The sequence below is a fragment of the Agromyces sp. C10 genome, from assembly GCF_023217995.1.
In the GTDB taxonomy this organism is placed as follows: Bacteria; Actinomycetota; Actinomycetes; order Actinomycetales; family Microbacteriaceae; genus Agromyces; species Agromyces indicus.
In genome coordinates this window covers 1-26,204 of sequence record NZ_JALPSX010000009.1, presented here as the reverse complement: position 1 = coordinate 26,204, position 26,204 = coordinate 1, and the positions used below count along the sequence as shown (strand labels likewise).

Sequence of the window (26,204 nt, the reverse complement as noted above, 5' to 3'; positions counted from 1 at the left end):
CTAGCGCTCCTCTCGGAAGTCGACGTGCTTGCGCACCACGGGGTCGTACTTCTTGAGCACGAGGCGGTCGGGGTTGTTGCGACGGTTCTTGCGGGTCACGTACGTGTACCCGGTGCCGGCCGTCGAACGGAGCTTGATGATCGGACGGATGTCCTGCTGCTTCGCCATTAGAGCTTCACCCCACGAGCCTGGATGTCACGGACGACCGCCTCGATGCCACGGGCGTCGATCACCTTGATGCCCTTGGCGGACACGTTCAGGGTGACGTTGCGACGAAGCGAGGGCACGTAGTACGTCTTCTTCTGCACGTTCGGGTCGAAGCGGCGCTTCGTCCGGCGGTGCGAGTGCGAGATGTTGTGTCCGAAGCCGGGGACGGCTCCGGTCACCTGGCACACTGCTGCCATTGGTCTTTCCTCCAATACCGAGGGGCCGGACGGCCCCTCCCAAGGTCACTTGTCTGCAGACGAGCCCCTCCGCTCGCGCGGTAGATACAGGGGGATTCATCCACGGTCTGGGCGGTGGAAGCGCCCAGCCAAACGTCGAGCTTACCAGATCGGCCCTGACCGGCCGAAACGGGGGCTCAGGAGGTCAGCGAGTCGACCCATTCCCGGTTCTCGTCGATCCACTGGTCGACGACGGGGCCGTAGTCGTCGGAGTCGTTCTCGTTGAACATGGCGTTCTCGAGCGAGTAGAGCAGGTCGCTGTCCATCTGGAAGTCCTTCAGCCACCCGGCGAGCGTCGGGTGGGTCTCCTCGAAGCTCTTGCCGCCGAACGAGTGGATGCCCTCGGCGTCGCCGAGCGCGCCCTGCGGGTCCTCGAGGTCCTTCAGCGGGAACGCGTCGTAGGCCCAGTGCGGGCGCCAGAGGGTCACGGCGATGTTCTCGCCCGCGCCGGTGGCCGCCGTGAGCTCGGCGAGCATCGCGGGGGTCGACGAGGTGAGGTAGTCCATGTCGTCGAGGCCGTACGTCGGGATGACCTCGTCGGAGGTGACGCGGTTCAGGCCGGAGCCGGGCTCGATCCCCACGAGGCGGTTGTCGAACGCGTCGGCGTTCGCGGCGAGCTCCTCGAGCGTGTCGACGGGGGCGTCCTCGTTGACCGCGATCGTGAGCTTCGCGTCCTCGTTCCAGGCCCCCAGGTCGACGAGGTCGTCGCCGTACTGCTCGATGTAGTCGGCGTGGGTGATGGGCAGCCAGGTGTCGAGCGTGACGTCGTAGTCGTCGTCGCTGAGGCCCTGGTAGACGGGGGCGGGGTCGGCGTACTCGAGCTCGACGTCGTAGCCCTGCTCCTCGAGCACGGCCTTCCAGAGCTCGCTCGCGGCGATGCCCTCGTCCCAGCCGTTGAACACGGCGATCGTGACGTCCTTCTCGTCGCCGTTCTCGAGCGTCTCGGCCGGGCTGGCGGCCGAGCAGCCGGTCAGGGTGAGGGCGGCGGTGGCGCCGAGGGCGAGCATGGTGCGCGTGAGGCGCTGCGGCATGGGTGGGGGTTCCTTTCGTCGGGCTTTCGGGGTCTCGGGGTCAGGCGCGGGCGGGCGCGGCGGGCTCGGGCGCAGCCGTCGCGGGCTCGGACGCGGCATCCGTCGTCGCCGGCTCGGACGGGGCGGGCGCAGCCGCGGCGGGCTCGGACGCGGCATCCGTGGTCGCGGGCTTCGAACGCCGGGCTCGCGAACCGGTGCGGGGACGAGCCCGCCCGCCGAGGCCGCCCGTGATGCGGTCGAGCACGATCGCGAGGATCACGACCGACAGGCCCGCCTCGAAGCCGAGGCCAACGTCGATGCGCGTGAGCGACTGCACGACGTCGCCGCCGAGGCCGCCCGCACCGACCATGCCCGCGATGACGACCATCGAGAGCGAGAGCATGATGACCTGGTTGATGCCGGCCATGATCGACGGCATCGCGAGCGGGAGCTGGATCTGGCGGAGGATGCGCCACGGCGACGAGCCGAACGCGTGGCCCGCCTCGACGACCTCGCGGTCGACGCCGCGGATGCCGAGCTCGGTGAGGCGCACGCCGGGCGCCATCGCGAACACGATCGTCGCGACGATGCCGGGCACGACGCCGACCCGGAACAGGATCAGCGCCGGGATGAGGTACACGAACGCCGGCATCGTCTGCATGAAGTCGAGCACGGGTCGGATGACGCGCGAGGCGACGTCGTTGCGTGCGGCGAGCACGCCGAGCGGGATCGAGATCGCCACGGCGATCGCGCTCGAGACGAGCACCAGCGCGAGCGTGTCCATGGCGTTGTCCCACTGGTCGACGCCGACGATCACGAGGAAGCCGAGCACCGTGCCGACCGCGAGCTTCCAGCCCTTGGCGAACCAGGCGAGCGCCGCCACGGCGATGATCACCGCCCAGAACGGCGGCGTGGACAGCACGAGGTCGACCAGGTCGTAGAACCCGGCGAACACGGCGCGGACGACCGCGAAGAAGCCGGCGAGGGCGTCGGTCAGGACGTCGATGACGGCCTCGGCGCCGTCGCCCAGGGGCAGGCGGAACTCGTTCATGCGCGGCTCCCCTCCATCGCGGTGGCATCCGGGGCGGCGATCGCGGCCTCCAGGCCGGGTGCGGGATCGGGCTCGACGGGCTCCGTACGCTGCAGCGTCGCGGTGATGACCGCGATCGGCACCGTCGCGGGCGGCACCGCGGCGAGCTCGTCGGTCGTCGACGGCACGTTGCCGAGCGCGGCGAGCAGCGTCACGCGCGGCACGACGCCGACGAGGCGCCCCCGGTCGTCGACGACGGCGAGCGGGATCTCCTGCTCGACCGAGCTGCCGAGCAGGTCGGCGAGCTGCTCGTCGACGCCGACGGTCGCGAGGTCGCGCACCGCCTCGTCGAGCCGCTTCTCGCCGCGCTGCACGAGCCGGAGCACGTCGCGGTCCTGGGCGATGCCGAGCAGCCGGCGGCCCGGGGCCACCACGAAGACCGTCGAGGTCTGCAGGTCGCGCATGACGCGGAGCGCGGCGCGAGGACCGGCGGTGGACGAGACGACGGCGCGGGGCGCCTCCATGACGCTGCCCGCGGTGAGTACGCGCGCCCGGTCGACGTCCTGCACGAACTGCGCGACGTAGTCGTCGGCGGGGTCGGTGAGGATCTCCTCGGCCGTGCCGAGCTGCACGATGCGGCCGTCGCGCATGACCGCGATCCGGTCGCCGAGGAACATGGCCTCGTTGAGGTCGTGGGTGATGAAGACGATCGTCTTGCCGAGCTCCTGCTGCAGCTCGACGAGCTGCTCCTGCATCTCGCGGCGGATGAGCGGGTCGAGCGCCGAGAACGCCTCGTCCATGAGCAGGATGTCGGTGTCGGCCGCGAGCGCCCGTGCCAGGCCGACGCGCTGCTGCATCCCGCCGGAGAGCTCGGAGGGGAGCTTGTCGCCCCAGCCGGCGAGGCCGACGCGCTCGAGCACGCGCTCGGCGCGCTCACGGCGCTCCGCGGCATCCACGCCCTGGATCTCGAGGCCGTAGGCGGCGTTGTCGAGCACGGTCCGGTGCGGGAGCAGCGCGAAGTGCTGGAACACCATCGACACGTGGTCGCGCCGCACGGCCCGCAGCTTCTTGGGGGCGACGCCGGTGATCGGCTCCCCCATGACCGTGACCGAGCCGGCGGTCGGCTCGAGCAGGCCGTTGAGCATGCGGATGAGGGTGGACTTGCCGGAGCCCGACAGGCCCATGACGACGAAGATCTCGCCGCGCCGCACGTCGAAGTCGGCGTCGACGACCGCGGCCGTGCCGAGGTCGGCGAGCTCGGCTCGCGTCGCGCCGGCCCGCAGGCGGGTGAGGGCCTCGGCGGGCCGGCGGCCGAATAAGCGCGTGAGGCCGCGCACCTCGAGGGCGGGCGCGAGGTGGGACTGCGGCGCAGGGGTGGGCGCCGGGTCGGCGGTCGCCGAGGGGGCGGTCGCCGCTGGGGCGACGGATGCCGCGGGGGCGGCGGGGTGTTCGACGGTGCGGGGTTCGAGCATGGGGGCAGGCACTCCGTTGCACGCTCACGCCGAGGCGACCGGATGCGAGGCCGGCGCAGGAGCGTGCTCATGGTCACGGCCGGGTTCCGTGCGATCCGGGAGGCGGGCTTCGAGCTCCGGCGAGGGGGTGCAGGGTGCCGGGGCGAGCGCCGCGATCCAGCGCATCCGGTCATCGGGATCGGATGCCACACGCGGAACCGTACGACCCCGATCCCGTCGGCGTGAGCCGGTGGATCAGGGGCGCGGACTGGGCGTCATGGTCCGTCCTGGACCGTCGTCAACCGTATCCACGTTTCGACCCGCACCCCAAACCGAGCGGGCGCGCTGGGGCTCTGATCAGGGATTTCGTGGTCGCGGCGGCGTCAGCGGTCGGCGTCGAGCGCGCGCGAGCACTCCGCGCAGAGCCCGAACACGTCGACGACGTGCGCGGCCCGTGTGAACCCGTGCTCGCCGGCGACGCGGTGGGCCCAGGCCTCGACCTCGTCGGCGGCGATCTCGACGGTGAGCCCGCAGTTGCGGCAGATCAGGTGATGGTGGTGGCCCGTGCTGCAGGCGCGGTAGATCGCTTCGCCCTCGGGCGACTGCAGGCAGTCGGCGTCGCCGCTGGCGGTGAGGTCGCCGAGCGCGCGGTACACGGTCGCGAGGCCGATGGGCGATCCGCTCGCGTGCAGGGCCGAGTGCAGCGACTGCGCGCTGATGAACCCGTCGGTGGCGTCGAGTGCCTCGCGCACCGCTTCGCGCTGCCAGGTGTTGCGTTTCATGCGATCCGTGCGTCCTCCGCGGTCTCCACGGGGATGGGAGCCCGCCTCGAGGGTAGTCGCCGAAGCTTGGAGCCGCCCAACGCGATGAGCAGGAACGCGGTGGCGGCGAGCACGATCGACGGTCCGGCGGCGACCGCGGCGTAGCGCGAGACCAGCACGCCGATCACGCCCGACGCGGCGCCGATCACCGGGGCGACGACGAGCACGCCCCGGAAGGTGGGCATGACGAGCCGCGCGGCCGCGGCGGGCGCGGCGAGCAGCGCGATGGCGAGGATGGCGCCGACGGCGGGCAGCGAACTGACCACGGATGCCGCGGTGAGCCCGAGCACGAGCAGCTCGACGGGCCACTCGCGAAAGCCCGCGGCCCGGTATCCGGCCGGGTCGAAGGTCGAGAACACGATCCGTGTCCCGAAGGCGGCGACGACCGCGACGGATGCCACGAGCACGACCGTCGCCAGGACGATGTCGGCGTCGCTCACCGTGAGGATCGACCCGACGAGCAGCGACTCGGGCTGCACCGGCAGCCCCGGGATGATCGACTGCAGCAGGGCGCCGAGCGCGAACCCGCCGGTGAGCACGATGCCCGCGGCGACCTGTGCGCCCTGGTGCCGCACGCGCGCGATCGCGGTCATGACCCCGACGATGGCGACGGATGCCACGGCCGCACCCAACGGGACGCTCACGCCGAGCGCGGCGGCGAGCACCGCACCCGGGTAGGTCGCGTGGGTGAGCGCCTGGGCGAAGAACGTGCGACGGCGCAGCACCACCAGGGCGCCGACGAATCCGGCGCCGGCGCCGATGACGACGGCGGCGAGCATGGCGCGTTCGAAGTACCCCATCACCGCTCCCCCGCGGCCCACGCCACCCGGTTGCGGGCGGCCCTCGGCCGCGACGCCCGATCGGCCAGCAGGCGCAGCGCGAGGACGACGGCGTACACCGCGACGAAGACGGCGACCACGGTGCTCCCCGCGGGGAGGTCGACGCCCGCGCCGACCGAGATGGCGAAACCGGCCGCCAGGCCGAGCCAGGCGCTCACCGCACCGACGGCCGCGGCGGCCGGGAACAGCCACCACAGCCGGCGCGTGACGAGCCGGGCCGCCGCGCCCGGCACGATGAGCAGGGCGAGCACGAGCAGGGCGCCGACGGTGCTCGCGCCCGCGACGACGACCAGCGCGATCGCGGCGTTCAGGACGAGGTCGAGCGCCAGGCCGCGGTCGCCGGCCGCGCGGCTCGCCGCCGGGTCGAACGCGCGGAACAGCTGCTGCTTGAGCGTCACGCCGACCATCGCCGCGGCGGTGAGCGACACCACGATGAGCGGGAGCACGTCGGCGGGCGCGATCGTCAGCACCCGGCCGAAGAGCAGCTCCTCGAGCGCCGAGGCGTAGTCGCTGCCGCGCGACACCACGATGACGCCGACGCTGAAGGTCGCCGTGAGGACCACGGCGACCGCGGCATCCGAGGCGATGCCGGCCCGCATGAGCATCGTGAGGGCGATCGCGCCGGCCAGTGCGGCGATCGCCGCGCCCGGGACCAGGCCGGCCGTTCCGGCGACGGCGAGACCGATCGCGAGGCCGGGGAAGACCGCGTGCGTGAGCCCGTCGCTGACGAACTCGAGGCCGCGCAGGTTGACGAGCACGCCGACCACGCCCGCCACGACCGCGAGCACGAGCAGCACGAGGAGCGCCCGCCCCATGAAAGGCAGCGCGAAGGCCCCGAAGAGCGCATCGCCGACGGTCACCGCGGACCACTCCCCCGCGTGCATTCCCGAACCGGCATCAATGCCCCTCGTGCCCGGGGACGACGAGCGTGTGCTCGTCGATCTCGACCTCCACGCCGTCGAAGCACTGCTGCACGTTCTCGAGGGTGAGCACCTCGTCGACCCGTCCGCAGCCCACCTGCTCGCCGTTGACGAGGAGCGCGGTGTCGCAGACGGTGCGCGCCAGTTCGAGGTCGTGCGTCGAGACGATCACGGCCACTCCCCCGGCCTTGAGCGTCGTGAGCGTGTCGATGAGCGCCTCGCGGTTGGGCTGGTCGAGCCCGTTGAACGGTTCGTCGAGCAGGAGCAGTCGCGGCTCGGAGGCGAGCGCCCGGGCGAGCAGGCCGCGCTGCCGCTGACCGCCCGACAGCTCGCCGAACCGGCGGTTCGCCAGCTCGGCGAGGCCGACCGTCTCGAGCACGCTTCGGACGACCTCCCGGTCGTGTCGTCCGGGCCAGCGCAGCAGTCCGAGGCGCCGGTACCGGCCCTGCATGACCACCTGCGCGAGGCTGATCGGGAAGTCGGGATCGACCTCGGCGGACTGGGGAAGGAAGCCGATCATGCCGTCAGCGGCATCCGTTCGGTCGCCGAAGCGCAGCTCGCCCTCGACGAGGGGCACGAGACCGAGGATGCCGCGCAGCAGCGTGGACTTGCCGGCCCCGTTCGGGCCGATCACGGCGACGGCCTCGCCCGGCCGCACGCTGAACCGCAGACCGGCCACCCCGGCGCCTCCCGGGTACCGGAAGGCGGCGCCCGTCAGGGAGAGCACGGGTGGTGGACCGGGTTCGCTCATGCGGTCATCCTCGCAGGACGTCGGGCAGCGCGGAAGGCTCGACGCCCCACGACTCGAGGATCAGCCGCGCGTTGTGGATCTGGCTGCCCAGGTAGGTCTCGCCCTCGCTGCCCGGCTGGCCGAGCGAATCGCCGTAGAGCGCGTCGTCGCCGGAGTAGACCGTCACTCCCGCCTCGGACGCGATCGTCTCCGCCGCCTTCGGCGAGATGGACGCCTCGGAGAACACGGCCTGGACTCCGGTCTCGCGGATGCGCTCGACGAGGGCGTCGATCTCGGCCGCGCTCGGCTCGGCGTTGTCATCGAAGCTCGGGATGACGCTGCCCACGAACGTCACGTCGTACGCGTCGAGGAAGTAGGTGAAGGCGTCGTGGTTCGTCACGAGCAGCCGCTGCTCGACGGGCACCTGCTCGACGTTCTCCTCGATCCAGGCGTCGAGCGCCTCGAGCCGGTCGAGGTACTCCGCCTCGCCATCGCGCACCACGTCGGCGTCGACGCCGTCGAGCTCGGCGAGGCCATCGGCGATGTTCTCGACCATCGTCGCGGCGAGCTCGGGGTCGGTCCAGATGTGCGGGTTGCCCTCGCCATGGTCGTGGCCGTGGTCGTCCTCGGCGTGTTCGTCGTCGGCGTGGGCCTCGTCGGCGTGCTCGTCCTCGGCATGGGCCTCATCGGCGTGCTCGTCGTCGGCATGGGCGTCGTCGGCGTGGTCGTCCTCGGCGTGCTCGTCGGTCGCGGCCAGCTCGATGCCGGTGCTCGCGTCGATCAGGGTGCCGTCGAAGCCCGACGCCGCGATCGCGTCATCGAGCCAGCTCTCGAGCCCGGCGCCGTTGACCACGAGGGCGTCCGCCTCGCCGAGTGCGAGCAGCTGCGCGGCCGACGGGTCGAAGGAGTGCGCGCTCTGGCCCGCACCGAGCAGCGGCGTGACCTCGACGGCCCCTCCCCCGACCTCGCGCGCGAAGTCGGCCACCTGGGTGGTCGTCGCGACGACGGTCGGCGTGCCGTCGCTCGACGCGCCGGCGCCGGTGGCGCATCCGGCCAGCAGCGTCACGGATGCCGCGGCGAGGGCGGGCGCGAGCAGGCGGACACGACGATTCGGTGCGGTGGGCATGCCTCGAGGATAGCTTATTGATAATGATTGTCACAACCAAGAGGCCACCGAGACCGGATGCGCGATCATGACGCCGGGTTGTGGACGGCCTACCCGAAGGTCGTCGGTGCATGCCAGAGTGTCAGCCGTGGAAATCGCCACGGCCCGAATCACCCTGCACCCGTTCACCGTCTCCGATGCCGAGCGCCTCCTCGCCGGCGATGTCGACCCGCTCGACGGCTGGGAGGGCGGCTACTCGTTCACCGACGAGCCCGAGCTGCTCGCCGAGTACGTGCGCGCCGTGCAGCGCAACGGCGACCCCGCGCCGTTCGGCCCCTACCTCGTGCGGCGCGCCGACGGGGGAGCGGAGGACGGTGCCGCGATCGGCGGGGTCAACCTGTTCGGGCCGCCGGACGACCGCGGTGCGGTCGAGTTCGGCTTCGGCCTGGTGCCTGCCGTGCGCGGCGAGGGACTCTCCCGCGACGTCGTCGCCGAGGCGGTCGCCCTCATCCGTTCGACCGGCGCGGCGATCGTCCGCGCCGAGTGCGAGATCGCCAACCTGCCCGCCCGCCGGGTGCTCGAGCACGCCGGCCTCGCCGAGGTCGCCCGCAGCGACGACTCGGTGGTGTACGAGCTGCGGCTCTAGCCCGGGCTCACTCGAGCAGGAGCGCCGGCTCCTCGATGATCGACGCCACGTCCGCCAGGAACCGGCTCGCCACGTCCCCGTCGACCACGCGGTGGTCGAACGACCCCCCGATCGTCGTCACGTAGCGCGGCCGCACCTCGCCGTCCACGACCCACGGCTTCTGCTTGATCGTCCCGAGGGCGACGATCGCCACCTCGCCCGTGTTGAGGATCGGCGTACCGGTGTCCATGCCGAAGACGCCGATGTTCGTGATGGTGATCGTGCCGCCCTGCATCTCGGCGGGCTGCGTCTTGCCCTCGCGCGCCGTGAGCGTCAACTGCTCGAGCGCTGCCGCGAGCTCGACCATCGACATGGCCTGCGCCTCCTTGACGTTCGGCACGATGAGCCCCCGGGGGGTCGCCGCGGCCACGCCGAGGTTCACGTAGTGCTTGACGATGATCTCGTCGTCCGTCCACTGCGCGTTCACGGTGGGGTTCCGGCGAGCGGCCCAGATCATCGCCTTCGCCATGATCAGCAGCGGCGAGACCTTGACGCCGGCGAAGTCCGGCGACGCCTTCAGTCGCTTGACGAACTCCATGGTGCGCGTGGCGTCCACGTCGACGAACACCGACACATGCGGCGCGGAGTATGCACTCTGGACCATCGTCTGCGCGATCGCCTTGCGCACGCCCTTCACGGGAATGCGGGTCTCGCGATCGGTCGGCGCCTCGGGCGTCTGGATGTTGCGGAACACGCTCGCCTGCTGCGCGTCGCGGATCACGTCGTCGCGGGTGATGTCGCCGATCGGTCCCGTCGGCGTGACGCGCGACAGGTCGACGCCGAGATCCTTCGCGAGCTTGCGGATCGGCGGCTTCGCGATGACGGGGACGCCCGCGTCGTAACGCTCCGCCGGGCGCGACGGCGCCGTCGCGACGGGCGGTTCGGCGGCGATCGCCGAGGCCGGCAGCCGCGCGGGCGCCGGCTCGGCCGGTGCCGGCGCGGGCGGTGCGAGGTGCTCGTGCGCCCCGCCGGGTGACGGATGCCGCCGCCGCCGGCTGTTCGTCGGACCGGTGCTGCCGTGGCCGACGAGGACCGCCCCGCCGGCCTCCTCGGCCGCTGCCGCGGGCGGGGCAGGCGGCGCGGCCGCCTCGGACGGAGCCGCAGCCGCCGTCCCCGATGAGGCGGGAGCGGCCGGAGCAGAAGACATGCCGTTGGCGGCATCCGTTCGGATGACCAGGATCGGCGTGCCCACGTCGACGGTGCGGCCCTCCTCGACCAGCAGCTCCGCCACGGTGCCCTCGTAGGCGCTGGGCAGCTCGACGAGCGACTTCGCGGTCTCGATCTCGACGAAGACCTGGTCGAGGGCGATGCGGTCCCCGGGCGCGACGCGCCACTGGACGATCTCGGCCTCGGTGAGGCCCTCGCCCACGTCGGGAAGCGGGAACCGGATCTCACTCATGGTGCTCCTCGGGGTGATGCGTCGGGTGCGGTCAGTACGCCATCGAGCGGTCGACGGCCTCGAGCACGCGGTCGGCGCTCGGGAGGTACTCGGTCTCGAGCGCGGCGGGCGGGAATGGCGTGTCGAAGCTCGACACGCGCAGCACCGGCGCCTCCAGCGAGTAGAAGGCGCGCTCGGCGACGGTCGCGGCGATCTCGGATCCGACGCTCACGAACCCGTACGCCTCCTGCGCGACCACGAGTCGGCCCGTGCGCTGCACGGAATCGAGGATGGGCCCGTAGTCGATGGGGGAGAGGGAGCGGAGGTCGACGACCTCGAGGCTGCGGCCCTCCTCGGCGGCGATGTCGGCGGCCTGCAGGAGCGTCGCGACCATCGCGCCGTGGCCCACCACCGTGACGTCGTCGCCCTTGCGGATGACGCGGCTCGAGTGCAGCGGGAGGCCGGAGTGGTCGTGGTCGACCGGGCCCTTGCCCCAGTAGCGGCTCTTCGGCTCGAAGAACAGCACCGGGTCGTTCGACGCGATCGCCTCCTGGATCATCCAGTAGGCGTCGTGCGGCGAGGAGGGCGCGACGACGCGGAGGCCCGGCGTGTGGGCGAAATACGCCTCGGGGCTCTCCTGGTGGTGCTCGATCGAGCCGATGTGGCCGCCGTAGGGCACCCGGATGACCACGGGCATCGACAGCGTGCCGTCGTGACGCAGGGTCAGCCGGCTGAGCTGCGAGGTGATCTGGTCGAACGCCGGGAAGATGAAGCCGTCGAACTGGATCTCGACCACGGGCCGGTATCCGCGCATCGCGAGCCCGATCGCGGAGCCCACGATGCCGGACTCCGCGAGCGGGGTGTCGAGCACGCGCTGGTCGCCGAACTCGTCGAGCAGGCCCTCGGTCACGCGGAAGACGCCGCCCAGGCGGCCGATGTCCTCGCCCATGAGGAGGACCTTCGGGTCGTTGCGCATGGCCTCGCGCAGCCCCGCGGTGATGGCCTTCGCCATCGACAGCGTGTGGACGCCGCGCAGCGCCGGCGCCGCGGCATCCGCTGCGCCCGTGGTCTCGGTCTCGGCCGACGTGGACACGGTCTCGACGCTCACTGGCCTTCTCCCTCGAACGAGTTCTCGTACGCCTCGAGCCACGCGGCCTGGGCCTCGACCACGGGGTGCGGGTCGCTGTACACGTGCTCGAAGATCGCCGACCGCGGGGGAGCGGTGGCGTCGAGCGCGCGGCGACGCAGGTCGCCCGCGACGTCCGCCGCCTCGGCGTCGACCTCGTCGAAGAAGGCGGATGACGCACCGCGGGCCTCGAGCCATGTGCGGTACCGCGTGATGGGGTCGCGCTCCGTCCAGTACTCGACCTCGTCGTCGGTGCGGTACTTCGTCGGGTCGTCGGCGGTGGTGTGCGCGCCCATGCGGTAGGTCACGGCCTCGATGAGGCTCGGACCGACGCCCGAGCGCGCCTCCTCGAGCGCCTGCCGGGTCACCGCGTAGCTCGCGAGCACGTCGTTGCCGTCGATGCGGATGCCGGGCATGCCGAAGCCGCCGCCGCGGAGCGACAGCGGGCTGCGCGACTGGCGCGACACCGGGACCGAGATCGCCCACTGGTTGTTCTGCACGAAGAACACCTGCGGCGTCTGGTAGCTGCTCGCGAAGACGAGGGCCTCGCTGGCGTCACCCTGCGAGGTGGAGCCGTCGCCGTAGTACACGAGCACCGCGGCATCCGTCTCGGGATCGCCGGTGGCGGTCGCGCGATCGAACTGCAGGCCCATCGCGTAGCCGGTCGCGTGCAGCGTCTGCGACGCGAGCACGAGCGTGTACAGGTGGAAGTTGCCGTTCTCGGCGGGGTTCCACCCGCCGAGGGTCACGCCGCGCAGCAGCTTGACGATGTCGACCGGGTCGAGGCCGCGGATCATGCCGACGACGTGCTCGCGGTACGACGGGAAAATGTGGTCCTGCGGCCGGGCGGCACGGGCGGACCCGACCTGGGCGGCCTCCTGGCCGTGGCTCGGGACCCACAGGGCGAGCTGGCCCTGCCGCTGGAGGTTGGCGCCCATGACGTCGATGCGCCGGGAGATCGCCATGTCGCGGTAGAACTGCTCGAGCGCGGCATCCGGCAGCGCCTCGATGATGGGGAGGTACGGCTCGGCCTCGGCCGACGGCCGCAGCTCGCCCTCGTGCGTGAGGAGCTGGAGGGTCGGGGCGGTGAACTCGCGTGAGGGGGCTGCCACCGTTCCACGGTACCCGCTAGGTGGAGGGCCCTTCTTGTGAAGGACCGACAAGCTCCCCGAGAACCCTTAGGAGCAGGTCCACAGACTCCTCCTCGCCGACGGAAACGCGGATGCCGTCGCCCGGGAAGGCCCGCGCCACGATTCCCGACTCGAAGAGGCGCTCGGCGACCTCGGCCGTCCGGTCGCCCGTCGGCAGCCAGACGAAGTTGCCCTGCGCCTCCGGGATCGGCCACCCCTGCGCGATCAGGTCGGCGCGGAGCGCATCGCGACGGCGCGCCAGGACGTCGACGCGGCGCAGCAGTTCGGCCTCGGCCTCGGGCTGGATGGCGGCGATCGCGCCGGCCGTGGCGACCGCCGTGACGCCGAGCGGGATGGCCGTCGCGCGTGCCGCGTCGAGGATGGGCACCGGTCCGATCGCGTAGCCGACGCGGACCCCGGCCAGGCCGTAGGCCTTCGAGAAGGTCCGGAGCACCACGAGGTTGGGGTGGCGCCCCGTGAGCTCGCTGCCGTCGACCGCCGCGTCGTCGCGCACGAACTCGGCATACGCCTCGTCGAGGATGACGAGGCGGTCGGCGGGCACGCGCTCCATGAACCGCGCGAACTCCTCGCGCGTGACGGCGACGCCGGTCGGGTTGTTGGGGGAGCAGACGATGACCACCCGCGTGCGCTCGGTGACGGCATCGGCCATCGCGTCGAGGTCGTGTCCGTGGTCGGGGCGGTTGGGCACCTGCACGCTCGTGGCACCGGCGACCGTGACGAGCCCGGGGTACGCCTCGAACGAGCGCCACGAGTAGATGACCTCGTCGCCGGGCTGCGCCGCGGCCAGCACGAACTGGGCGAGTAGCGACACGGAGCCCGCGCCGACCAGGACCTCGTCGGGGGAGACCGCCCAGCGCTCGGCGAGGCGCTCGCGGAGGCTCAGCGCCGTGGCATCCGGGTACCGGTTGACCTCGGCCGCGGCGGCCGCGATGGCCCGCTCGACCTCGGGCACCGGGCCCCACGGGTTCTCGTTGCTCGAGAGCTTGAAGCCGTTCTCGGGCGCCGGTCGGCCCTGTCGGTACGGCGGAAGCGCGGCGATCTCGGGTCGCAGGCGCACGTGCGTGGTCGTGGGCTCCGGTGCGGTCACGGATTCCACCGTACCTCTTCGGTCGCGCGGCGTCCGCTGACATAGTGGAGGCATGCGCTTCTTCGTGAAGGTCATCGTTTCGGCGTTCGCCCTGTGGCTCACGACGCTCATCGTCTCGGGCGTGCGCGTCGTTCCATACGAGGACACCGACATCGCGACCGTGGTCACGTACCTGCTCGTCGCGCTGATCTTCGGCATCGTCAACGCCACGATCGGCACTCTGATCCGCATCGTCGCCTTCCCGCTGTACGTGCTCACGCTCGGCCTGATCTCGTTCATCGTCAACGGGCTGCTGCTGCTGATCGTGAACTGGCTTAGCGACCTCATGGGCTTCGGCCTCGAGGTCGACGGGTTCTGGTGGGGCGTGCTCGGTGCCCTCGTGCTCGGACTCATCAGCTGGCTCATCGGGCTGGTCGTGCGTCCGCGCGACTGACGGCCGCGCGACCGACCACGTCCCGGCGAGGCTCCCCGGGGCGCTACCGGCACCCCGACCCCGATCCCGGTTCGGGCCCCGGTGGGCTCACGCGTTCGGCGTGCCACTCGGTCGTCACGGCGGACGCGCCACCCGTGTGCGCCTCGAGGAGCCTTCGGAACTCGGCCAGCCGCGCGTCGTCGGAGTCGTCGAGCAACCCCGCCGTCTCGCGGTAGGCCGTCAGGCTGTGCGCCGGGAGGGGATGGGCGAGGGTCGGCTCGAGCCGCCCGAGGCTGCGCTCGACCGCCAGCCGACCGTCGGCCGTGACGCCGTGCCCCGCCGTCGCCGGGACGAGGTCCTCCGCGTGCTCGACCGACACCAGGGGCGTCGACCCGCTCGCCACCTGTGCCACCGGTCCGCCGAGGCTCACGGCGCCCACCACGTTCAGCTCTGGATCCGCCGCGAGGTTGGCCGCGATGGTGCCGCCGGCGGAGTGGCCGGCGAGCAGCACCGGATCACCGGGCGCCACCCCGGCCGCCTCCATCGCCGCACGCACTGCGCGTTCGCCGGCCGCCGACTGCGCGGGCAGCCCGACGGCGCCGGCGGGCGCCGAGGCATCCGCCACCATGTGGAGGTTCGAGGTCGCGTCGTAGGGCTCGTGCTGCGGGACCGCGCCGAAGTCGACGGTCCCGCTCGAGTACACGATCCACCGGGGTCCGTCCGCCGCCTCGTACCGTTCGATGCGGATCTGGGGAGCGCCGGGCGGTCCTGAGGGGACGCGCTCGGCCAGGTCGGCGAAGCCGACGGGCGGGCCGGAACGCGACGGGCCGAGCGGCGACACCGTCGAAGCCGGTGTCGCGGACCATCGGTCGATCCGGACCTCCGTCTCCCGCAGTGCCCGAGCCCCGGTGACGAGCCCGACCGCCGATGCCGCCGCCAGCAGCAACGCCGCGTTCTCCGGGGCGCCGAGCGCCGCTCCGACGCCGAACAGCCCACCCGACCGGAACAGGCCGGCGATGAACTCGTCGAGCGTGCCGCCGGCGGCGCGCACGATCGACACGAACGCGGGATCGGAGAGGACCGGGAGCCCCCGCTGCTCGACGAGCGCGCTCACTGCCGCGACGCCCTCGGGCCCTGCGATGACGGCGCCGAACGCGAAGCCCGGAGCGAGGAGCACCGCAGCCGAGGCCCCGCTCAGGAGCAGTCCCGGCGCGGCCATGCCGAGCATCCCCGACGTGATGCGCGCCCCGAGGTCGCCCCCGAACGTGGCCAGCCACTCCGCGGCGCCGTAGCCCGCCGCGCTCCAGTGGAGCGAGGAGGACAACGATGCGGTGTCGGCGGCCGCCGTGCGGAAACCGGCCAGTGCGGTGTCGAGCTCGCGGACGGCGATCTGCGGACCCGGGTCGGCGTCGCCCCAGGCGATCTCCGCCAGGCGGTCCTGGATCCCGCCGGCCCTGGACGCCCACCCCTCGAGGATGCGACCCACCACACCCAGGCGGACCGCCTCGGCCGTCAGCGCCTCCGTCTCGACCGACACCGCACCTCCGCCGCGGATGGTGAGGTCGCTCACGACGCGGCGCCCCTCCGGCGCAGCGCATCGACGCCGGCGGCGAGGGCGTGCTCGGCATCGTGCATCACGTGCTCGGCACCCGCGAGGGCGAGGCGGATGTCGCGCACGCGCTCGGCGTAGTGATCGGCTGCGCCGGCGTGCCATCCGTCGAGTCGATCGAGCAGCAGCCCGGGTCGGAGCTGCTGGATCTCGGCGCGGAGGACCCGCAGCGCGTACAGCTCGCGCTCGAGCGCCTCGGCTCTGCGCGTCGTGAGGGCGGCGGCGTGCGCTGCCGCCGTGGCGTCGATGAGTGCGGTCACCCGTCGAGTCTCGGTTCGGCGGCCGCCTCCGGGGCGAGATCGGCCGCGTCGGTGCGCGGGCCGGTCCGCAGCGCCGCGTGTGGAGGACGGGTCGCGCCCGCGCGCCCCCACGGCACCGCGGGCGAGCGAGCCTTCCGGCCCTGTGCGAACCGCGCGAGCTCGTCCACAATAGGGGCATGACGCCAGCGGATCCCGTCGCGGACTCCGCGCAGCGCTTCCGCGTCTCGTTCGTGTGCACCGGCAACATCTGCCGGTCGCCGATGGCCGAGGTGGTGCTGCGCTCCCTCGCCGACCGCGCGGGCCTCGGTGAGCGGATCGCCATCGAGTCGGCCGCGACCGGGGACTGGCACGTCGGCGAACGCGCCGACCACCGCACGCTCGCGGCACTCGAACGCGCCGGGTACGACGCGAGCCGCCACCGCGCGAGGCAGTTCGATCCCGCCGACTTCGCACGGCTCGATCTCGTCGTCGCCTTCGACCGCGGGCAGTCGCGGGTGCTGCGGAACTGGGCCCGCAACCTGCCCGACGAGCACAAGGTGCGGCTGCTGCTCGAGTTCGATCCGGAGCTGTCGCCGCTCCAGGACGTCCCGGACCCGTACTACAGCGACGATGCGACCTTCGATCGGGTTCTTGGGATGATAGAGCGGTCGACGTCGGCGCTGTTCCGGCAACTCGCCCCCGCACTCAGACAAGGAAACCGATGACCTCGCTGCCTCCTCAGCCGCTCAGCCCCCTCGACGGCCGGTACCGTGCCGCGGTCGGCGACCTCGGGGAGCACCTCTCCGAGGCGGGACTCAATCGCGCACGCGTGCACGTCGAGGTCGAGTGGCTGATCGCGCAGACCGACCGCGGGTTCTTCGGTACGTCGCCGTTGACGGATGCCGAGAAGCAGGCCCTCCGCGCGATCGTGACCGACTTCGCGCAGGCCGACATCGACGAGCTGGCGCGGTTCGAGGCGACCACCCGCCACGACGTGAAGGCCGTCGAGTACTACGTGCGGGGCCGGCTCGAGGAGCTCGGCCTGTCGCACCTCGCCGAGCTGACCCACTTCGCGTGCACGAGCGAGGACATCAACAACCTGTCCTACGCGCTCACGGTTCGCGATGCGGTGGCCCAGGTGTGGCTGCCGAAGTACCGGGCCGTCATCGCCAAGCTCATCGGGCTCGCCCACGAGCACCGCGACGCAGCGATGCTGTCGCGCACGCACGGGCAGCCGGCGACGCCGACGACCATGGGCAAGGAGCTCGCGGTCTTCGCGCACCGCCTCGAGCGCATCCTCCGCCAGATCGAGGCGACCGAGTACCTGGGCAAGTTCTCCGGCGCGACCGGCACCTTCTCCGCCCACGTCGTCGCGGCGCCCGACGTCGACTGGCCGACCGTGTCGCGCGAGTTCGTCGAGGCGCTCGGCCTCACCTGGAACCCGCTGACCACCCAGATCGAGTCGCACGACTGGCAGGCCGAGCTCTACGGTCGCATCGCACACGCGAACCGGGTGCTGCACAACCTCGCGACCGACATCTGGACCTACATCTCGCTCGGCTACTTCCGGCAGATCCCGGCCGCGGGCGCGACCGGATCGTCGACCATGCCCCACAAGGTCAACCCGATCCGCTTCGAGAACGCCGAGGCGAACCTCGAGCTCTCGTCCGCGGTCCTCGACTCCCTCGCGGCGACGCTCGTCACGAGCCGGCTGCAGCGCGACCTCACCGACTCGAGCTCGCAGCGCAACATCGGGGTCGGCTTCGGTCACTCGGTGCTCGCGCTCGACAACATCCTGCGCGGCCTCGGCGAGATCGACCTCGATCGCGACCTGCTCCTCGCCGATCTCGACGCCAACTGGGAGGTGCTCGGCGAGGCGATCCAGACCGTCATCCGTGCCGAGGTCGCCGCCGGCGACTCGACGATCGCCGACCCGTACGCGCTGCTGAAGGAACTGACCCGCGGCAAGCGCATCGGAGCGGCCGAGCTGGCCGAGTTCGTGCAGGGCCTCGAGATCACGGATGCCGCGAAGCAGCGCCTCCTCGCGCTGACCCCCGCGACCTACGTGGGTCTCGCCGACGAGCTCGTGGACCGCCTCGGCGCAGCGGCGGCGGAGTAGCGCCGAAGGAGCGGACCGAGAACCCTCAGTGCCGCGGCTCGTCCGACGGGTCGCGGCGCGCCGGGTCGCCGCCCGTGCCGTCGCCGTGGTCGCCCGGGTTGGGCTTGACCGCCATCGAGAGCAGGGCGAGCGCCATCAGCACGATGATGAAGACGCCGCCCGCGGTGATGAGCGTCAGGTTCCAGTCGCGCGTGCCGAAGAACACGATGACGGCCGTGAAGACGGCCGCGATCGCCGCGCCGCCGACGTACTCGGCGGGGCGCAGCACGTCGCGCCGGCTGGGCCGGTGCTCGTCGCCTGGGCGGTTGGTCACGAGGGCTCCGTTCCGGATGCCGCGCCGCCGGCCTCGACCGGCTCGGCAGCGGCCCACTTCATCGAGAACCCGCCGATCAGCAGCAGCACGCCGAGCACGACGAGGTAGGCCCCGAGGAGGCCCACCGCCGTGACGGGATCGAGCGGGAGGAGGACGAACACGAGGGCGAGCAGCGCGGTCAGCGCTCCCGCGGCGATCCAGTCGCGCGCCGACGTCGACCGGCCGCGCAGGCGGAGTCCGGCGAGGAGCTCGATGATGCCGGTCAGCGCCGCCCACACCGCCACGGTGAAGGTGAACGCGCCGACACCGTTCGATGCGGTGTCGCGCAGCGCGAGGGCGATGAGCCCGGCGGCGGCCGTGATGATGCCGTTCCCGACCGCCGCCCACCGCGCGGTGCGGTTGGCCACGAGTCGGGCGGCGAGCGCTCCGGCGACGACGCCCGCGACGACGGCCCAGGCGCCGAACACCGTGAGCCCGAGGGCGGGGGAGTGGTCCTGGGAGAACGTGATCACCGCGGCGGGCACCAGTGCGAGCGCACCGCGCACGACCGGCACGAGCCAGGCGGCGGCGCGTTCCGGTGCGGTTTCGCGGGCAACGGCCACGGCCACCTCTTTCGACTGGGGAACCGTACAATCCTATGCCGCGTTCTCTGGGCGCCGACTTCACGTCCGGCGCGGGCACGCGCGGCTCAGAGCGCCTTGAGGATGTCCTCCACGCGGTCCTTCGCATCGCCGAAGAGCATCTGCGCGTTCTCGCGGTAGAACAGCGGGTTCGGCACGCCGGCGTAGCCCGATGCCATCGACCGCTTGAACACGATGACGTTCTCCGCCTCCCAGACCCGCAGTACGGGCATCCCCGCGATGGGGCTTCCCGGGTCCTCCGCCGCGGCGGGGTTCACGGTGTCGTTCGCGCCGATGACGAGCACGACGGACGTCGTGGCGAGGTCGTCGTTGATCTCGTCCATCTCCTCCACGATGTCGTACGGCACCTTCGCCTCCGCGAGCAGCACGTTCATGTGGCCGGGCAGGCGACCGGCGACCGGATGGATGCCGAACCGCACGTCGACGCCGCGCTCGCGCAGCTTGTGGGTGAGGTCGGCGACCGGGTACTGGGCCTGCGCCACGGCCATCCCGTAGCCCGGCGTGATGACGACCCGTTCGGCCGACTTCAGCAGCTCTGCGGCATCCGTCGCCTGGATCTCTCGGTACTCGCCGAGGTCGGTGTCGCCCTTGGCGGGCGCCTCGATGCCGAACCCGCCCGCGATCACCGAGATGAACGACCGGTTCATGGCCTTGCACATGATGTACGACAGGTAGGCACCCGACGAGCCCACGAGGGCGCCGGTCACGATGAGCAGGTCGTTGTTGAGGAGGAAGCCCGCCGCGGCCGCCGCCCAGCCCGAGTAGCTGTTCAGCATCGAGATGACCACCGGCATGTCGCCGCCGCCGATCGAGGCGACGAGGTGCCAGCCGAGCGCGAACGCGAGCGCCGTCACCACGACGAGCAGCCACAGCTGCGAGTCCATGACGTACCAGACGGTGAGCGCGACGAACACGACGAGCGCGCCGAGGTTCATCACGTTCTTGCCCGGCAGCACGAGCGGCGCCGACTTCATGCGCGCGGAGAGCTTCAGGAACGCCACGATCGAGCCGGTGAAGGTCACGCCGCCGATGAAGATGCCGATGAACACCTCGGCGTGATGGATGTCGGCGAGCGCCCCCTCGAGCGCGGGCGGGTCGAGGTGCCCGTTCCAGCCGACGATCACGGCCGCGAGGCCGACGAAGCTGTGCAGCAGCGCGATCAGCTCGGGCATGCCCGTCATCTCGACGATGCGGGCTCGCCAGAGGCCGATCGATCCGCCGATCAGCACGGTGACGACGAGCAGGACGAGGCCGAGCAGGCTGCCGGGTTCGCCCCAGGCGTCCTGCACGGTCACCCAGATGGTCGCGGTCAGCGCGATGGCCATGCCGGCGATGCCGTAGCCGACACCGGCTCGGGCGGTCTCATGCCGGCTCAGGCCGGCGAGGCTCAGGATGAACAGCAGCGCCGCGACGATGTACGCGGCACCGGCGATGGATTCGGGGGTCAGGGTCTCAGGCACAGGGGGCTCCTCGATGACGTCGTCGTCGGTCCGCGGTCAGCTGCTCACCCGGTCGCCCTTGGCGAACATGGAGAGCATTCGCCGGGTCACCGCGAACCCGCCGAAGACGTTGATGCTGGCGATGAGGATCGCGATCGACGCGAGCACCTGCACCGCCGGGACCTCGCTCGTGACCTGCACGATGGCGCCGACGATGATGATGCCCGAGATCGCGTTGGTCACGCTCATGAGCGGGGTGTGCAGCGCGTGCGCGACCTTGCTGATCACGTAGAAGCCCGCGACGACCGCCAGCACGAACACCGTGATGTGCTGCGGCAGCGGCTGCGGCGCGAACGCGTTGAGCAGGAAGAGCCCGGCGATGCCGAGGGCGATCAGCCCCGCCCGGCCCGCGGGGGTGAGCTGCCGCTTGGGCTTCGGTTCGGCAGCGGATGCCGCGGCATCCGCCTTCGTCGCCGACCCCGCCGCCGGAGCCGCCGACACCTGCACGGGCGGGGGCGGCCACGTCGTCTCACCGTCGCGCACGACCGTCACCGAGCGCTGGACGATGTCGTCGAAGTCGATCACGAGCTGCCCGTCCTTGCCCGGCGTCAGCAGCTTCACGAGGTTCACGAGGTTCGTCGCGTACAGCTGCGACGCCTGCGTGGGCAGGCGCGACGCGAGGTCGGTGTAGCCGAGGATCACCACGCCGTTCGGGGTCACCACCCGCTCACCGGCGACGGAGCCCTCGACGTTGCCGCCCATGCCGGCTGCCATGTCGACGATGACGCTGCCGGGCTTCATGCTCGCGACATCCGCCGCCGTGATCAGCCTGGGAGCAGGTCGGCCCGGGATCAGCGCCGTCGTGATGATGATGTCGACGTCGGCGGCCTGCTCGGAGTAGATCTCGGCCGCGCGCCGGTCGTACGCCTCGCTCGTCGCCTTCGCGTAGCCGTCGGTCGACTGCATGACCTCGTCGACCTCGACCTTCAGGTACTCGCCGCCGATCGACTTCACCTGGTCGGCGACCTCCGGGCGCGGGTCGGTCGCCCGCACGATCGCGCCGAGGCTGGAGGCCGCGCCGATGGCCGCGAGGCCCGCGACTCCGGCGCCGGCCACGAGGACCTTCGCCGGCGGCACCTTGCCGGCGGCCGTCACCTGCCCCGTGAAGAAGCGCCCGAACTCGTGCGCGGCCTCGACGACCGCCCGGTACCCGGCGATGTTGGCCATCGAGCTCAGCACGTCCATCGACTGCGCGCGCGAGATGCGCGGCACCGCGTCGAGCGCGATCGCGGTGACCCCGCGGGCCGAGAGCGCCTCGAGCAGGTCGGGCCGCAGGGCCGGACTGAGCAGGCTGACCAGCGTGGTGCCGGGGCGGAGCTGCGCGATCTCGTCGTCCGTCGGGGCGTTGACCTTGAGCACGATGTCGCTCGTGATCGCCTCGGCAGTCGGCACGATCGACGCGCCGGCGGCGACGTACGCGTCATCCGGGAACGAGGAACGCTCGCCCGCGCCAGCCTCGACCGCCACCTCGTAACCGAGCCCGATCAACTGCTTCACCGTCGCCGGCGTGGCGGCGACCCTGGTCTCCGAGCCCTGCTCGGTGACGACGCCGATGCGCGTCATTCGCTCTCCTCCTCGTCGCGGCGGGCCGCTCGCGTCGAGGCGACGGGGACGGCGGCACTGCTGCAGGGATCACCATATGTCCCCGCATGGCCGCGACTCCATGATTCCGGCGGGATGACGGCGAAACTCCGGCCGTTCTTTCGCGCAGCGAAAGAGCCGCCGGCGGCGGGCTAGACCTGCACCATGTCGGCGAAGCGCGAGAAGTGCCCGTGGAAGGCGACCGTGACCGTGCGGGTCGGGCCGTTGCGGTGCTTCGCCACGATCAGGTCGGCCTCGCCGGCGCGCGGGCTGTCGCGCTCGTAGGCCGACTCGCGGTGCAGCAGGATCACCATGTCGGCATCCTGCTCGATCGAGCCCGACTCGCGGAGGTCGGAGAGCGCGGGCATCTTGTCGGCGCGCTGCTCGGGACCACGGTTCAGCTGCGACAGCGCGAGCACCGGCACCTGGAGCTCCTTCGCGAGGAGCTTCAGCGCACGCGAGAACTCGGACACCTCCTGCTGTCGGCTCTCGACGCGCTTGCCGCTCGTCATGAGCTGCAGGTAGTCGATGACGACCATCTTCAGGCCCACGCGCTGCTTCAGCCGGCGGCACTTCGCACGGATCTCGACGAGCGTCATGTTGGGGGAGTCGTCGATGTAGAGCGGCGCGTCGTTGATGCGGCCGCGGGTCGACGCGATCGTGGTCCAGTCGCGGGTGTCGACGGTGCCCTTGCGCATGTTCTGCAGCGGCACGGATGCCTCGGCCGAGAGCAGGCGCATCGCGATCTCGCTGCGGCCCATCTCGAGCGAGAAGAAGATCGTCGGGAGGTCGTGCGTAATGGCGGCGGACCGCGCGAAGTCGAGCGCGAGCGTGGACTTACCCATGGCGGGTCGCGCCGCGACGATGATCATCTGGCCGGGGTGGAAGCCGTTCGTGAGGTCGTCGAGGTCGGCGAATCCGGTCGGCACGCCGGTCATCTTGCCGTCGGTGTGCTTGGCCGCCTCGATCTCGTCGATCGCCGTGCCGATCGCGTCGGTGAGGGGGACGTAGTCTTCGCTCTCGACCGAGCCGGTGACGGAGTAGATCTCGGCCTGCGCGTTGTTGACGAGCTCGACCACCTCGCCCTCGCCCGCGTAGCCCATCTGCACGATGCGAGTGCCCGCTTCGACCAGGCGGCGCAGCAGCGCGCGCTCGGCGACGATCTCGGCGTAGTACCCCGCATTGGCCGCCGTCGGCACGAGGCTCGTGAGGGTGTGGAGGTACTCGACGCCGCCGGCGCGATGCAGCTCACCGGTCTTGGTGAGCTCGTCGGTGACCGCGATGACGTCGGTCGGCTCGCCGTGCGAGTACAGCGAGAGGATGGCGTTGAAGACGACCTCGTGCTTCGGCACGTAGAAGTCGATGCCCCGCAGCGTCTCGATGACGTCGGCGACCGCGTCCTTCGAGAGCATCATGCCGCCGAGCGTGCTCTGCTCGGCCAGCAGGTCGTGCGGGGGCGTGCGCTCACCCCGGCGGGCGTCGGGGTCGTCGAGGGGTTCGGCGAGCCCGAGATGCGCGATCGACAACTGCTTCCTCCGATTCGCTCGCTCATGCGGGCGCCCGCTCGTCGCCCTCATCCAAGGACTATCAGGACCCGCCCACACACCCGGCCGGAAGTCGACTCGGGGGTTCGGCGGCTGACGCTGACTCACCCTAGGCAAGGGGGTCGGGGGGCACAACACGGCCTGTGGATAACTTTGTGGAGAGACTGGGCGAAACGCCGCCCAACATGTGCAATCAGCCTGTGGAGAACTGTGGAAATCATGTGAATGACACCGGTTGAATTCTGAGCTGATCAGGGATTCCCGGAATCCACACCTGTGGGGGAAAAGTTTCTTCAGAACTCACCGACGCGGGCGTTGCACCTGTGCACAACGATGGGGATAGTCCCCGAAATGCGGACTTGCGCTCATGTTCTCGGCGGGTGTAGGAATCGCCCAGCGCGCGGCCTCATCGGTCGGGGCGAATGCGGCCGACCTTCCCCCGGCACGACGACGCGGCGGGGGCATTCCGCCCACCGCCGCGTCGTGCGTGAGAGTTCGCGACTACTTGGCCGCGACCACCTGGAGGGTGATCGTCGCGGACACGTCGTCGCGCAGCTTCACCGTCGCCTCGTGGTCCCCGACCGACTTGATCGGCGTGGGGATCTCGATCTTGCGCTTGTCGATCTGGCCCAGGCCGGCGTCGGCGACCGCAGCCGCGACATCCGCCGTCTTGACCGAACCGAACAGGCGGCCGCCGAGGCCGGCCTTGACGGTCAGCTTGACCTTGCCCTCCTCGAGCTTGGCCTTGAGCGCCTGCGCGTCCTCGAGGGAGTGCAGCTCGCGCGCGGCGCGAGCGGCCTTGATCTGGTCGACCTGCTTCTGGCCGCCACGGGTCCACGGCGTCGCGAGACCCTGGGGGACGAGGTAGTTGCGGGCGTACCCGTTCTTGACCTCGACCACGTCACCGGCGGTGCCGAGACCCGACACCTCGTGCGTGAGGATGATCTTTGCCATTGTCGTGCTCCTTAGCGGCCGGAGCCCGAGTAGGGCAGGAGCGCCATCTCGCGCGCGTTCTTCACGGCGCGGGCGATGAGGCGCTGCTCCTGCACGGAGACACCGGTGATGCGACGGGCGCGGATCTTGCCGCGCTCCGAGATGAACTTCCGAAGGGTCGCGACATCCTTGTAGTCGATGACGCCGACCTTGACGGACTTCGCGGGGGCGGCGTTCTTCGCGCCCTTGCCGCCGCGAGGCTTGCGGCGGTCGCCGCTGCTCTTTCCAGCCATTGAACTTTCCTGTCGTGTGTGAATTCTGGGTGCGAGCGGATGCCGCGTGGCATCCGTCGCCGGCCGTCAGGCCTTAGAAGGGCGTCTCGTCGCCGTAGTTGGTGCCCGGGGTGTTCCAGACGTCGCCGCCGCCCGAGGACTGCGCGGGAGCGCTGGGCGCCCACGCGTCATCCGACTGGCTGCTAGCGCCGCCGCCCCCGAAGGAGCCGCCGCCGCCGACGCCGCGGTTGGACTGGGCGCGCGTCACGGACGCGGTGGCGTAGCGCAGGCTCGGGCCGATCTCGTCGATCTCGAGCTCGATGCTGGTGCGCTTCTCGCCTTCCTTCGTCTCGTAGGAGCGCTGCTTGAGACGCCCGGAAGCGATGACCCGGGTTCCCTTGGTGAGCGATCCCGCGACGTGCTCGGCGAACTCGCGCCAGCAGCTCGCGCGCAGGAAGAGGGCCTCGCCGTCCTTCCACTCGTTCGCCTGGCGGTCGAACGTGCGGGGGGTCGACGCGATCGTGAAGTTCGCGACCGCGAGCCCGGACTGCGTGTAGCGCAGCTCGGGGTCGGCGGTGAGGTTGCCCACTACGGTAATGATGGTCTCGCCGGCCATGGGGACTAGGCGTCCTTCTTGGCGGGGGCCTTCGCGGCGGCGGCGGCCTTCTTCGCGGCCTTCGCCTCTTCCGCCTTCTTCACGGCGGCGACCTGGGCGATCGCCTCTTCCGCACGGAGGACCTTGGTGCGCATGACGGCCTCGCTGAGGTTCAGCTGGCGGTCGAGCTCGTTGGTGGTCTTCGACTCGGCGGTGAAGTCGACGACGGCGTAGATGCCCTCGGACTTCTTGTCGATCTCGTAGGCCAGACGACGCTTGCCCCAGATGTCGACCTTGTCGACGGTGCCACCGTCGTTGCGGATGACGTTGAGGAACTTGTCGAGGCTCGGAGCAACGGTGCGCTCGTCGATCGACGGATCGAGGATGACCATCAGCTCGTACTGGTGCATGACAGACCCACCTCCTTCGGACTCAGCGGTCACAGACGGTCTGTGACAGGAGGGTGTACATGCGTCGCTCCGCGGAGGCCAAGACTTCGGCGCACGGGCAACCTTCACATCGTAACGGATGCCGCCTCCCGGCGCACATCCGCCCCGGCGCCGCCGCGCCCACCCGCGCCCCCGCCCGCGCCCCCGGCCGCGCCCCCGCTCGCCCGCTCGCCCCGTCCCGCGAGCGCGCGGTGGCGGGGGGGGGGGCCGGGCCCCCCCGGG

At 71.5% G+C, this 26,204-nt stretch carries 29 protein-coding genes; 4 read left to right on the top strand and 25 right to left on the bottom strand.

Annotation, left to right across the window (positions count from 1 at the left end; genetic code table 11):
* The 10 genes from rpmG to M1L56_RS11220 all read right to left on the bottom strand — a co-directional run bounded on the left by rpmG (position 1) and on the right by M1L56_RS11220 (position 8,370).
* A complete protein-coding gene (rpmG, locus tag M1L56_RS11265) occupies positions 1 to 168 on the bottom strand; it encodes a 50S ribosomal protein L33 (RefSeq protein WP_021760158.1) in 168 nt (55 codons plus the stop codon).
* Positions 168 to 404 (bottom strand): 50S ribosomal protein L28, encoded by a 237-nt coding sequence (gene rpmB / locus M1L56_RS11260; protein ID WP_067945718.1) that lies wholly within the window; start codon positions 402 to 404, stop codon positions 168 to 170. Before rpmB ends, rpmG begins: the two co-directional genes overlap by 1 nt.
* Positions 405 to 580: 176 nt before the next feature.
* Positions 581 to 1,474 carry a glycine betaine ABC transporter substrate-binding protein gene (locus M1L56_RS11255; RefSeq protein WP_248599292.1) on the bottom strand — a complete coding sequence of 298 codons (894 nt, stop codon included), beginning with the start codon at positions 1,472 to 1,474 and terminating at the stop codon, positions 581 to 583.
* 40 nt (positions 1,475 to 1,514) lie between these two features.
* Positions 1,515 to 2,504 carry a proline/glycine betaine ABC transporter permease gene (locus M1L56_RS11250; RefSeq protein ID WP_248599291.1) on the bottom strand — a complete coding sequence of 330 codons (990 nt, stop codon included), beginning with the start codon at positions 2,502 to 2,504 and terminating at the stop codon, positions 1,515 to 1,517.
* Entirely contained in the window at positions 2,501 to 3,955 is a 1,455-nt protein-coding gene (locus tag M1L56_RS11245) for a glycine betaine/L-proline ABC transporter ATP-binding protein (RefSeq protein ID WP_248599290.1), read from the bottom strand. Before M1L56_RS11245 ends, M1L56_RS11250 begins: the two co-directional genes overlap by 4 nt.
* Before the next feature lie 362 nt (positions 3,956 to 4,317).
* Positions 4,318 to 4,716 (bottom strand): Fur family transcriptional regulator, encoded by a 399-nt coding sequence (locus tag M1L56_RS11240; protein WP_067945714.1) that lies wholly within the window; start codon positions 4,714 to 4,716, stop codon positions 4,318 to 4,320.
* Positions 4,713 to 5,555, bottom strand: a complete 843-nt coding sequence (locus M1L56_RS11235; RefSeq protein ID WP_248599289.1) for a metal ABC transporter permease — start codon at positions 5,553 to 5,555, stop codon at positions 4,713 to 4,715. Before M1L56_RS11235 ends, M1L56_RS11240 begins: the two co-directional genes overlap by 4 nt.
* Positions 5,555 to 6,454 carry a metal ABC transporter permease gene (locus tag M1L56_RS11230; protein WP_248599288.1) on the bottom strand — a complete coding sequence of 300 codons (900 nt, stop codon included), beginning with the start codon at positions 6,452 to 6,454 and terminating at the stop codon, positions 5,555 to 5,557. The genes M1L56_RS11235 and M1L56_RS11230 overlap by 1 nt, the downstream gene beginning before the upstream one ends.
* 37 nt (positions 6,455 to 6,491) lie before the next feature.
* On the bottom strand, positions 6,492 to 7,265 hold the full coding sequence (locus tag M1L56_RS11225) for a metal ABC transporter ATP-binding protein (protein ID WP_067945707.1): 774 nt from the start codon (positions 7,263 to 7,265) through the stop codon (positions 6,492 to 6,494).
* Positions 7,266 to 7,269: 4 nt separating this feature from the next.
* Positions 7,270 to 8,370 carry a metal ABC transporter substrate-binding protein gene (locus M1L56_RS11220; protein WP_248599287.1) on the bottom strand — a complete coding sequence of 367 codons (1,101 nt, stop codon included), beginning with the start codon at positions 8,368 to 8,370 and terminating at the stop codon, positions 7,270 to 7,272.
* 127 nt (positions 8,371 to 8,497) lie between these two features.
* Here M1L56_RS11220 and M1L56_RS11215 point away from each other — a divergent pair, with 127 nt between their 5' ends.
* Entirely contained in the window at positions 8,498 to 8,995 is a 498-nt protein-coding gene (locus M1L56_RS11215) for a GNAT family N-acetyltransferase (RefSeq protein WP_248599286.1), read from the top strand.
* Between the two features lie 7 nt (positions 8,996 to 9,002).
* On the opposite strand, the gene M1L56_RS11210 is transcribed toward M1L56_RS11215, so the two are convergent.
* From M1L56_RS11210 to M1L56_RS11195, 4 genes are all read right to left on the bottom strand, one after another.
* On the bottom strand, positions 9,003 to 10,433 hold the full coding sequence (locus M1L56_RS11210; protein WP_248599285.1) for a dihydrolipoamide acetyltransferase family protein: 1,431 nt from the start codon (positions 10,431 to 10,433) through the stop codon (positions 9,003 to 9,005).
* Between the two features lie 31 nt (positions 10,434 to 10,464).
* The gene (locus M1L56_RS11205; RefSeq protein WP_248599429.1) at positions 10,465 to 11,424 is read right to left on the bottom strand and encodes an alpha-ketoacid dehydrogenase subunit beta; all 960 of its coding nucleotides are present in this window, start codon (positions 11,422 to 11,424) and stop codon (positions 10,465 to 10,467) included.
* Positions 11,425 to 11,516: 92 nt separating this feature from the next.
* A complete protein-coding gene (locus tag M1L56_RS11200; protein ID WP_248599284.1) occupies positions 11,517 to 12,650 on the bottom strand; it encodes a thiamine pyrophosphate-dependent dehydrogenase E1 component subunit alpha in 1,134 nt (377 codons plus the stop codon).
* Positions 12,651 to 12,666: 16 nt separating this feature from the next.
* Positions 12,667 to 13,776 carry a histidinol-phosphate transaminase gene (locus M1L56_RS11195; protein ID WP_248599283.1) on the bottom strand — a complete coding sequence of 370 codons (1,110 nt, stop codon included), beginning with the start codon at positions 13,774 to 13,776 and terminating at the stop codon, positions 12,667 to 12,669.
* Between the two features lie 52 nt (positions 13,777 to 13,828).
* Between M1L56_RS11195 and M1L56_RS11190 the strand changes: the two genes are divergently transcribed.
* Positions 13,829 to 14,209, top strand: a complete 381-nt coding sequence (locus M1L56_RS11190) for a phage holin family protein (RefSeq protein WP_067947486.1) — start codon at positions 13,829 to 13,831, stop codon at positions 14,207 to 14,209.
* Between the two features lie 43 nt (positions 14,210 to 14,252).
* Here the strand turns inward: M1L56_RS11190 and M1L56_RS11185 are convergent, their stop codons facing one another.
* Together M1L56_RS11185 and M1L56_RS11180 are read right to left on the bottom strand one after the other, a co-directional pair.
* Positions 14,253 to 15,758 (bottom strand): hypothetical protein, encoded by a 1,506-nt coding sequence (locus tag M1L56_RS11185; protein ID WP_248599282.1) that lies wholly within the window; start codon positions 15,756 to 15,758, stop codon positions 14,253 to 14,255.
* Positions 15,755 to 16,057 carry a hypothetical protein gene (locus tag M1L56_RS11180; RefSeq protein ID WP_248599281.1) on the bottom strand — a complete coding sequence of 101 codons (303 nt, stop codon included), beginning with the start codon at positions 16,055 to 16,057 and terminating at the stop codon, positions 15,755 to 15,757. The genes M1L56_RS11185 and M1L56_RS11180 overlap by 4 nt, the downstream gene beginning before the upstream one ends.
* 176 nt (positions 16,058 to 16,233) lie before the next feature.
* Between M1L56_RS11180 and M1L56_RS11175 the strand changes: the two genes are divergently transcribed.
* Together M1L56_RS11175 and purB are read left to right on the top strand one after the other, a co-directional pair.
* Positions 16,234 to 16,761, top strand: coding sequence for a low molecular weight protein-tyrosine-phosphatase (locus tag M1L56_RS11175; protein WP_248599280.1), 528 nt, complete (start codon positions 16,234 to 16,236; stop codon positions 16,759 to 16,761).
* On the top strand, positions 16,758 to 18,155 hold the full coding sequence (purB, locus tag M1L56_RS11170; protein WP_248599279.1) for an adenylosuccinate lyase: 1,398 nt from the start codon (positions 16,758 to 16,760) through the stop codon (positions 18,153 to 18,155). The genes M1L56_RS11175 and purB overlap by 4 nt, the downstream gene beginning before the upstream one ends.
* A gap of 25 nt (positions 18,156 to 18,180) precedes the next feature.
* Here the strand turns inward: purB and M1L56_RS11165 are convergent, their stop codons facing one another.
* The 9 genes from M1L56_RS11165 to rpsF form a co-directional block, all read right to left on the bottom strand.
* Positions 18,181 to 18,468: an ABC transporter ATP-binding protein gene (locus M1L56_RS11165; protein WP_197466978.1), complete on the bottom strand. Its 288-nt coding sequence runs from the start codon at positions 18,466 to 18,468 to the stop codon at positions 18,181 to 18,183.
* The gene (locus M1L56_RS11160; RefSeq protein WP_248599278.1) at positions 18,465 to 19,070 is read right to left on the bottom strand and encodes a DUF308 domain-containing protein; all 606 of its coding nucleotides are present in this window, start codon (positions 19,068 to 19,070) and stop codon (positions 18,465 to 18,467) included. The genes M1L56_RS11165 and M1L56_RS11160 overlap by 4 nt, the downstream gene beginning before the upstream one ends.
* Positions 19,071 to 19,156: 86 nt before the next feature.
* Positions 19,157 to 20,569: a Re/Si-specific NAD(P)(+) transhydrogenase subunit beta gene (gene pntB / locus M1L56_RS11155; RefSeq protein ID WP_231878566.1), complete on the bottom strand. Its 1,413-nt coding sequence runs from the start codon at positions 20,567 to 20,569 to the stop codon at positions 19,157 to 19,159.
* A 36-nt stretch (positions 20,570 to 20,605) separates the two neighbouring features.
* A complete protein-coding gene (locus M1L56_RS11150) occupies positions 20,606 to 22,171 on the bottom strand; it encodes a Re/Si-specific NAD(P)(+) transhydrogenase subunit alpha (protein WP_248599277.1) in 1,566 nt (521 codons plus the stop codon).
* Between the two features lie 170 nt (positions 22,172 to 22,341).
* Positions 22,342 to 23,715, bottom strand: coding sequence for a replicative DNA helicase (gene dnaB / locus M1L56_RS11145; RefSeq protein WP_067947502.1), 1,374 nt, complete (start codon positions 23,713 to 23,715; stop codon positions 22,342 to 22,344).
* A gap of 519 nt (positions 23,716 to 24,234) precedes the next feature.
* Positions 24,235 to 24,687, bottom strand: a complete 453-nt coding sequence (rplI, locus tag M1L56_RS11140; RefSeq protein ID WP_067947512.1) for a 50S ribosomal protein L9 — start codon at positions 24,685 to 24,687, stop codon at positions 24,235 to 24,237.
* Positions 24,688 to 24,698: 11 nt separating this feature from the next.
* On the bottom strand, positions 24,699 to 24,959 hold the full coding sequence (gene rpsR / locus M1L56_RS11135; protein WP_067947514.1) for a 30S ribosomal protein S18: 261 nt from the start codon (positions 24,957 to 24,959) through the stop codon (positions 24,699 to 24,701).
* 73 nt (positions 24,960 to 25,032) lie between these two features.
* Positions 25,033 to 25,554: a single-stranded DNA-binding protein gene (locus M1L56_RS11130; protein WP_067947516.1), complete on the bottom strand. Its 522-nt coding sequence runs from the start codon at positions 25,552 to 25,554 to the stop codon at positions 25,033 to 25,035.
* 5 nt (positions 25,555 to 25,559) lie between these two features.
* Complete coding sequence (gene rpsF / locus M1L56_RS11125; RefSeq protein WP_067947518.1) at positions 25,560 to 25,943, bottom strand: 30S ribosomal protein S6; 384 nt, start codon at positions 25,941 to 25,943, stop codon at positions 25,560 to 25,562.
* Between the last annotated feature and the right edge of the window lie 261 nt (positions 25,944 to 26,204).